Genomic DNA, 8,045 nt, shown 5'->3' on the forward strand with positions numbered 1-8,045 from the left:
CGGCCGGCGCCGCGAGGAGAGCGACCGCATGCGCGGGAATTCGATCGTCGTCCGTCTCGGGCTGGCCTTGGGCCTGGCCGCGGCCCTGCTGTCCGCGGGCTGCAACAACAGCCCGTATCCCGCCGGCGCCGAACGCCAGAACACGATGTTCTATTCGTTCGACGAGCGCTCGCCGCGCTACCTGGACCCGGTGGCCTCCTACGCCAACCCCGAGTCGGCGTACACCTACCAGATCTACGAGCCGCCCTACGGGTACCACTACCTGAAGCGGCCGTACACGCTGATCCCGAAGGCGGCTGCCGAGGTCGCCAAGCCGCGCTACGTCGACCGCGACGGCCACGAGCTGCCCGAGAACGCGCCGCCGGAGCAGATCGCCGAGAGCGTCTACGACGTCAAGATCCGTCCGGGCGTCATGTTCCAGCCGCATCCGGCTTTCGCCAAGGATGCGCAGGGGCGCTACCGCTACCTGAACCTGACCCGCGATCAGCTCGGCACCAAGCGTTCGCCGCTGGAGTTCGAGCATCAGGGCACGCGCGAGCTGGTGGCCGAGGACTTCGTCTACGCGCTCAAGCGCCATGCGACGACGCGCATCGAGGCGCCGATCTTCGCCATCTTCTCCGAGTACGTGGTCGGCCTGCGCGAGTACGCCGACTTGGTCAAGCGCGAGGACGCCAAGCTGCTCGCCGGCCTGCCGCGCGACGTGCGCGACAAGCCCTTCCTCGACTTTCGCAAGTGGCCGCTGGCCGGCAGCGTCGCCGTCGACAAGTACACCTGGCGCATCCGCATCAAGGGCAAGTACCCGCAGTGGAGCTACTGGATGGCGATGCCCTTCCTGGCGCCGATGCCCTGGGAAGCGGACGCCTTCTACGCCCAGCCGGGCATGAGCGAGAACGGCCTGTCGCTGAACCAGTGGCCGGTGGGCACGGGCCCGTACATGATGGTCGACTTCGTGCGCGACCGCCGCCACGTGCTGCAGCGCAACCCGAACTACCACGGCGAGACCTATCCCTGCGAGGGCATGCCCGGCGACCAGGAAGCCGGCCTGCTGGCCGACTGCGGCAAGGCTATGCCCTTCGTCGACAAGCTCTACGTGACGATCGAGAAGGAGAAGGTGCCGCGCAAGGAGAAGTTCAAGCAGGGCTACTTCGACGTGCCGGAGATCGAGCGTCCCGAGTGGGGCGTGGACTTCCGCAACGACGCCGACGACTCCGACGCGGTGCGCAAGCTCTACGAGGAGCGCGGCTTCCAGTTCCCGCTGATGACCGACATCTCGAACTGGTACCTGGGCTTCAACATGCTCGACCCGGTGGTCGGCAGGGGCGACACGCGCGAGCAGCAGGCGAAGAACCGCAAGCTGCGCCAGGCTTTGGCCATCGCGATCGACTGGGAGGAGGGCTACGGCCGCATCTTCAAGTCCAAGGGCGGCGTGGCGGCGCACTCGCCGGTGCCGCCGGGCCTGTTCGGCTCGCGCGAGGGCCAGCCCGGGTTCTACAACCCGGTGACGCACAGGCTCGTCGACGGCAAGGTCGTGCGCCGGCCGATCGAGGACGCGAAGAAGCTGCTCGCCGAAGCCGGCTACCCGGGCGGCCGCGATGCGACGACCGGCAAGCCGCTGGTGCTGAACTACGACTTCCAGCGTGCGCCCACGCCCGAGAGCAAGAGCGAGAACGACTGGATGATCAAGCAGTTCGCCAAGCTCGGCATCCAGCTCGAGGTGCGCGCGACCGACTTCAACCAGTACCAGGACAAGACGCTGCAGGGCCGGCACCAGATCTTCTGGGGTGGCTGGCTGGCCGACTACCCGGACGCCGAGAACTTCCTCTTCCTGCTCTACGGCCCGCTGGGCCGCTCCAAGAGCCAGGGCGACAACTACTCGAACTACGACAACGCCGAGTACGACGCGCTGTACGGCCGCCTGAAGTCGCTGGACGACGGGCCGGAGAAGCAGGCGGTCATCGACAAGATGGTGTCCATCGTGCAGGAGGACTCGCCCTGGTGCTTCGGCTACTTCCCCTGGGGAGGCCTCGCGTTCCAGCAGTGGGTGCACAACGGCAAGCCTTCGATCCTGATCCGCGACATGGCCAAGTACTACCGCATCGACCCCGAACTGCGGGCACGCAAACAGGCCGAATGGAACCACCCCATCGTCTGGCCGGTGGCGCTGCTGGCGCTGGCGCTGGCCGCGCTGGTGTGGATCGGACGGCGCAGCTTCAAGGCGCGCGAGACGGCGACGGCCCGCGGCACGGCCAGCACGGCGGAGGCGAGCTGAGATGGGTACCTACATCCTGCGCCGCCTCGGCTACGGCCTGCTGATCCTCGTCGGCGTCAACCTGCTGACCTTCTTCCTGTTCTTCACCGTCAACACGCCCGACGACATGGCGCGGCTGAACATCGGCGGCAAGCGCGTGACGCAGGAGCAGATCGACAAGTGGAAGTCCGAGCGCGGCTACGACAAGCCGCTGTACTGGAACGGCGAAGGCCAGGGCGCCGAGCAGCTCACCAAGACCGTGCTCTGGGAACGTTCGATCTCGCTGATGAAGGGCGACTTCGGCCGCAGCGACTCGGCGCGTTCGGTGGACATCGGCCACGAGATCGCCACCCGCATGGGCGTGAGCCTGCAGCTGGCGCTGCCGCTGTTCCTGCTGCAGCTGATGGTCAGCGTCAGCTTCTCGCTGATGCTGGTGTTCTTCAGGCACTCGAAGATCGACTTCTGGGGCGTCGTGCTCTGCGTGCTGATGCTGTCGATCTCCAGCCTCTTCTACATCATCGTCGGCCAGTTCCTGTTCTCGCGTGTGCTCAGGCTGGTGCCGATCTCGGGTTACGCGCCGGGGCTGGATGCGCTGCGCTTCCTGGCGCTGCCGATCATCCTGTCGCTGCTCGCGCGGCTGGGCGGTGAGGCGCGGCTGTACCGCGCGATGTTCCTCGAGGAGATCGGCAAGGACTACGTGCGCACCGCACGCGCCAAGGGCCTGGCCGAGCAGGTGGTGCTGTTCCGCCACGTGCTGCGCAACGCGCTGATCCCGATCATCACCAGCGCCGCCGGCTACCTGCCCTATGTCTTCCTCGGCAGCCTGGTGTTCGAGAGCTTCTTCGGCATCCCGGGCCTGGGCGCCTTCGTCATCGACGCCATCGGCGGCCAGGACTTCGCGATCGTGCGCACCATGGTCTTCGTCGGCTCGGCGCTGTACATCGCCACCAACATCCTGCTGGACATCGCCTACACCTGGGTGGACCCGCGGGTCCGCCTGAACTGAGCCGGGGAACGCCATGGGATTCAAGTTCGTCCTGCTCTGGACCGACCTCGCGCTGTGGGCGCTGTTCGCCGCGCTCGTCGGCTACACGATCCGCGTGCTGCGCAGCGAGCCGCTGCGCGCCACCTGGAAGAAGGTCTTCCGCGACCCGGCGGCGCTGTGCTCGGTGCTGGTGCTGCTGGTCTTCCTGTTCATCACGGCGCTGGACAGCGTGCACTTCCGGCGCCAGCTCGCCGATGCCCAGGGCCAGGCCTCGGGCCAGGTCTTCTACGACACGCGCACCCAGTCGCTGCTGGACCTCGCCTTGTCCCGCCAGCTGGCGATGCGCGAGTCCAGCTACTCCGAACCGCTGGCCTACCGGGCGCTGAACAAGCAGAGCGTCACGCGCGACGGCGTCGCGCTGCGCGAGTTCCCGCGCCTGGAGCACGGCGGCGCGCATCTGAAGGACCCCGAGACGCAGTGGGCCGGCGACGTCTCCTCGCGCGTGCTCGCCGGTGCCGGCAGCGGGCTGCTCGTGGCGATGGCCGCGGTGCTGCTGCTGGCCGCCGCGCTGGCACGCCAGCACGCGGGCTTCGGCCAGGCGCTGGCCGACCTCGCGACCGACCGCACCGAGCTGCCCTGGCGTGCCGCCGCGCTCACCTTGGCGCTGATCTGCGTGCTCGCCGGCGTCATCGCCGCGCTCGCCGGCCACTACCACGTCTTCGGCACCGACCGCACCGGCAACGACGTGCTGGTGCAGACGCTCAAGAGCGTGCGCACGGCCTTCGTCATCGGCACGCTGGCGACGCTGGCGACGCTGCCGGTGGCCATCGTGCTGGGCATCCTCGCCGGCTACTTCCGCGGCTGGGTCGACGAGGCCGTGCAGTACCTCTACACGACGCTGTCCTCGGTGCCCAGCGTGCTGCTGATCGCGGCCTGCGTGCTGATGGTGCAGGTCTGGCTGGACAAGCACCCCGACTGGTTCGAGACCGGCGTCGAGCGCGGCGACCTGAAGATCTTCATGCTCTGCGTGATCCTGGGCCTCACCGGCTGGTCGACGCTGTGCCGCCTGGTGCGCGCCGAGACGCTGAAGCTGCGTGAGCTCGACTTCGTGCAGGCGGCGATGGCCTTCGGCGTGAAGCCCTCGCGCATCATGGCGCGGCACGTCTTCCCCAACGTCGTGCACCTGGTGCTGATCACGACGGTGCTGAGCTTCAGCGACCTGATCCTCTACGAAGCCGTGCTGACCTACGTCGGCGTCGGCGTCGACCCGACGACCTCCAGCTTCGGCGGCATGATCAACCTCGCGCGCAGCGAGATGAGCCGCGACCCGGTGGTCTGGTGGAGCTTCGCCGCGGCGTTCAGCTTCATGGTCGTGCTGGTGCTGGCCGCCAACCTGTTCGCCGACGGCGTGCAGCAGGCCTTCGACCCGCGCGCGCGTGCCTTCCGCCCGCGCCTGGGCTTCAAGAAGCGAGTCTCGGCATGATGAAGATCCAGGACCTCGAGGTCGTGCTCGACGCCGACGCCGGCCTCGTCAAGGCGATCGACGGGCTCAGGCTCGCGATCGAACGCGGCGAGACCTTCGCCCTCGTCGGCGAGTCCGGCTGCGGCAAGAGCATGACGGCGCTGGCGCTGATGCGCCTCTTGCCCGAGAACGGCCGTGTCACCGGCGGCCAGGTGCGCATCGGCGACGTCGACGTGCTCGACCTGCCCGAAGCCGGCATGCGCGCCGTGCGCGGCGGCCGCCTGGGCATGATCTTCCAGGAGCCGGCGACCAGCCTGAACCCGGTGATGAAGGTCGGCGACCAGATCGTCGAGGCGATCGAGACCCACACCGCGCTGCGTGGTGCGGCGGCGCGTGCGAAGGCGATCGACTGGATGCGCCGCGTCGGCATCCCCGAGCCCGAGCGCCGCATCGATGACTACCCGTTCCGCATGAGCGGCGGCCAGAAGCAGCGCGTGATGATCGCGATGGCGCTGGCCACCGAGCCCGACTTCCTGATCGCCGACGAGCCGACGACCGCGCTCGACGTGACGATCCAGGCGCAGATCCTGGACCTGCTGAAGGACCTGCAGCGCGAGCAGCGCATGGGCCTGCTGCTGATCACGCACGACCTGGCGGTCGTCTCCGGCATGGCGCAGCGCGTGGCGCTGATGTACGCCGGCCAGATCGTCGAGGTGGCGCCGGCGGCCGAGTTCTTCTCGCGCCCGCTGCACCCGTACGCGCAGGCCCTGCTGCGCGCGCTGCCGGCGGGCGACCGCCGCGGCGTTGCGCTCGAGGCCATCCCCGGCACGGTGCCTCCGCTGTGGCTGCAGTTCGAGGGCTGCCGCTTCGCGCCGCGCTGCGCGGCGGCGATGCCGCACTGCGCCTCGACGCTGCCCGAACTGGTGAATGCGAGCGAAACGCACCAGGTTCGGTGCCTGCTGCACAAGCCCGGGGTGCCGGCTGCACCGGAGCGGGTCGCGGCGCCCGCGGTGCCGGTGCCGCCACCGCCCGCGCCGGTGCGCGAGGCGGCGCCGCTGCTCGACGTGCAGGACCTGAAGGTGCGTTTCCCGATCCGCGGCGGACTGCTGCAGCGCGTGACCGGGCACTTCGACGCCGTCGCCGGCGTGTCGTTCCAGGTCGCACGCGGCGAGACGCTGGCGCTGGTCGGCGAGTCGGGCTGCGGCAAGACGACCACCGGCAAGGCCATCGTGCAGCTGCTGCGCCGTATCGCGGTGACCGAAGGTCGCGCGATGCTCGACGGCCAGAACCTGTTCGAGCTCGACGGCCCGGCGCTGCTGGACGCGCGCCGCAAGGTGCAGATCATCTTCCAGGACCCGTTCGCGTCGCTGAACCCGCGCATGCGTGTCGTCGACCTGCTCGAGGAGGGTCTGGTGGCGCTGCATCCGGACCTCGATGCCGCCACGCGGCGTGCGCGCATCGAACGCCTGACCGACCAGGTCGGCCTGCGCCGCGATGCGCTGGAGCGTTATCCGCACGAGTTTTCCGGCGGCCAGCGCCAGCGCATCGCGATCGCACGCGCACTGGCGGTGCAGCCGCGGCTGATCGTCTGCGACGAGCCGACATCGGCACTCGACGTCTCGGTGCAGGCGCAGATCCTCAATCTGCTGCGCGAACTTCAGCGCGAACTCGGCGTGTCCTACCTCTTCATCACGCACAACATCGGCGTCGTCGAGTACATCGCCGACCGCATCGCGGTGATGAAGGCCGGGCGCATCGAGGAGCAGGGCAGCTGCGCCGACGTGCTGGCGCGGCCGCAACGCGACTACACGCGCACGCTGCTGGCGGCGGTGCCGCGTCTCGTGACGGCCTGAGACGGTCGACGAGCTCGCGCCCGGCGCCTTGGCCGGGCGCGCTTATCCCACGCGCACGCCTTCCGTCCATCGGTCGGGGCGACGGTGCGCGGCCGGATCCCTCGTTCTCCCGCACAACCTGTCGCAAAGTGTTGCTGCGGCCCTACACGGGTGCGCGGTTGCGGGGGTGTGTCAGACGGGTTTCACAACAGCTGCCGCTATCGTCGCGCGATGGCTTTTTCGTGCCGGCGTCGCAGTCGTCCGAGGTAGGACGCGGGAGATTGCGGCGGCGGGCGCGGCCTCGTGAATTGGCGCGTTCAGGCGAGTCATGGCTTTCCCGTGCAGATCGGACCATGACGCGCCTTGACAATCCGTTCACGGATCTCCGGGTCGGACTTGCAAAGCATTAATGCGGCACAGGGCTTGCTCGGGGGAATCGGTCTTTCGATCAACTCACCACAGGAGTGAAGTTAATGTTCAAGCGAACGAAAGTTTGCATGGGAGTTCTGGCGGCCCTTGGCGGCGCGCTGGTGCTCACGTCGATGCCGGCAGCCGCGCAGGACGCCGAGCGCATCGAGATCACGGGTTCCCGCATCAAGCGTGTCGATGCCGAAGGCGCCCTGCCGGTCACGACGATTTCGCGCGAGCAGCTCGAGTCGAGCGGCGCGACCACCGTCGCCGAGTTCATGCGTTCGGTCTCGTTCGCGTCGGCCGGTAACTTCCGTCCGCAATCGGGCTCGTCGGCCCAGTCGTACGCCGGCATCGACCTGCGTGGCCTGGGTGACGGCCGCACGCTGGTGCTGCTGGACGGCCAGCGCGTGCCGGTGGCCCCGATGCTGGGTGAAGGCGGCGACCTGAACGCGATCCCGATGGCGATGATCGAGCGCGTCGAAATCCTGACCGACGGCGCGTCCGCGGTCTACGGTTCCGACGCCATCGCCGGCGTGGTGAACTTCATCACCCGCAAGGACTTCCAGGGTGTCGAGGTGATGGTCGGCTACTCCAACCCCGTCAACGACGGCGGCGAGAAGCGCGAGATGTCCGCTGCCATCGGCATGCAGGGCGAGAACGGCCGCCTGATGGCCGGCTTCGGCAACACCAAGCGCGGCATGGTCTACACCCGCCAGCGTCCTTGGGGCCAGGAGCTGGGCGTTTCCAGCTACGGCAACAACTACCGCACCGTCGACGCCAACGGCACCCCGATCGGCCCGACCACGGCCTGGACCGCCCTGCCCGGCGGCTGCACGGCCGAGAACTTCTGGCTGACGGATTCGGGCTCCTGCTCGTACAACTACAACGCCGTCGCCGCCGACGAAGCCGAAACCGAGAACACCAGCCTGTTCCTGCGCGGCGAGTACCAGTTCTCCCCCGACTGGACCGCCTTCGTCAACGGCTCGGTCAGCCGCGTCGAGAGCTTCGGCCGTCCTGATTAGCAACGTGCCTCAGCAGTCTCACGCAGTGAGCCAGTGAACTTCTACGCTGGCAGCACCGCTCACGAGGAGACGCTGATGGCGATGA

General features: G+C 68.5%; 5 protein-coding genes. All 5 read left to right on the forward strand.

The window, feature by feature from the left end; all coding sequences use genetic code 11:
* The first annotated feature begins 28 nt into the window (after positions 1-28).
* The 5 genes from EV684_RS07260 to EV684_RS07280 all read left to right on the forward strand — a co-directional run bounded on the left by EV684_RS07260 (position 29) and on the right by EV684_RS07280 (position 7,960).
* The gene (locus EV684_RS07260; RefSeq protein ID WP_132645650.1) at positions 29-2,269 is read left to right on the forward strand and encodes an ABC transporter substrate-binding protein; all 2,241 of its coding nucleotides are present in this window, start codon (positions 29-31) and stop codon (positions 2,267-2,269) included.
* Between the two features lies 1 nt (position 2,270).
* Positions 2,271-3,254 (forward strand): ABC transporter permease, encoded by a 984-nt coding sequence (locus EV684_RS07265; protein WP_132645652.1) that lies wholly within the window; start codon positions 2,271-2,273, stop codon positions 3,252-3,254.
* A gap of 13 nt (positions 3,255-3,267) precedes the next feature.
* A complete protein-coding gene (locus tag EV684_RS07270; RefSeq protein ID WP_132645654.1) occupies positions 3,268-4,716 on the forward strand; it encodes an ABC transporter permease in 1,449 nt (482 codons plus the stop codon).
* Entirely contained in the window at positions 4,713-6,548 is a 1,836-nt protein-coding gene (locus EV684_RS07275; protein ID WP_132645656.1) for an ABC transporter ATP-binding protein, read from the forward strand. Before EV684_RS07270 ends, EV684_RS07275 begins: the two co-directional genes overlap by 4 nt.
* Before the next feature lie 476 nt (positions 6,549-7,024).
* Positions 7,025-7,960 carry a TonB-dependent receptor plug domain-containing protein gene (locus EV684_RS07280; protein WP_165908412.1) on the forward strand — a complete coding sequence of 312 codons (936 nt, stop codon included), beginning with the start codon at positions 7,025-7,027 and terminating at the stop codon, positions 7,958-7,960.
* The last annotated feature ends 85 nt before the right edge of the window (positions 7,961-8,045 follow it).

This window comes from Rubrivivax gelatinosus (assembly GCF_004340905.1).
In the GTDB taxonomy this organism is placed as follows: Bacteria; Pseudomonadota; Gammaproteobacteria; order Burkholderiales; family Burkholderiaceae_C; genus Rubrivivax; species Rubrivivax gelatinosus.

Excerpts from the sequence above, each read along its gene's own strand:
- EV684_RS07270 (WP_132645654.1), top strand. The coding sequence starts at position 3,268 with ATGGGATTCAAGTTCGTCCTGCTCTGGACCGACCTCGCGCTGTGGGCG.
- EV684_RS07260 (WP_132645650.1), top strand. The coding sequence starts at position 29 with ATGCGCGGGAATTCGATCGTCGTCCGTCTCGGGCTGGCCTTGGGCCTG.
- EV684_RS07280 (WP_165908412.1), top strand. The coding sequence starts at position 7,025 with ATGGGAGTTCTGGCGGCCCTTGGCGGCGCGCTGGTGCTCACGTCGATG.
- EV684_RS07265 (WP_132645652.1), top strand. The coding sequence starts at position 2,271 with ATGGGTACCTACATCCTGCGCCGCCTCGGCTACGGCCTGCTGATCCTC.
- EV684_RS07275 (WP_132645656.1), top strand. The coding sequence starts at position 4,713 with ATGATGAAGATCCAGGACCTCGAGGTCGTGCTCGACGCCGACGCCGGC.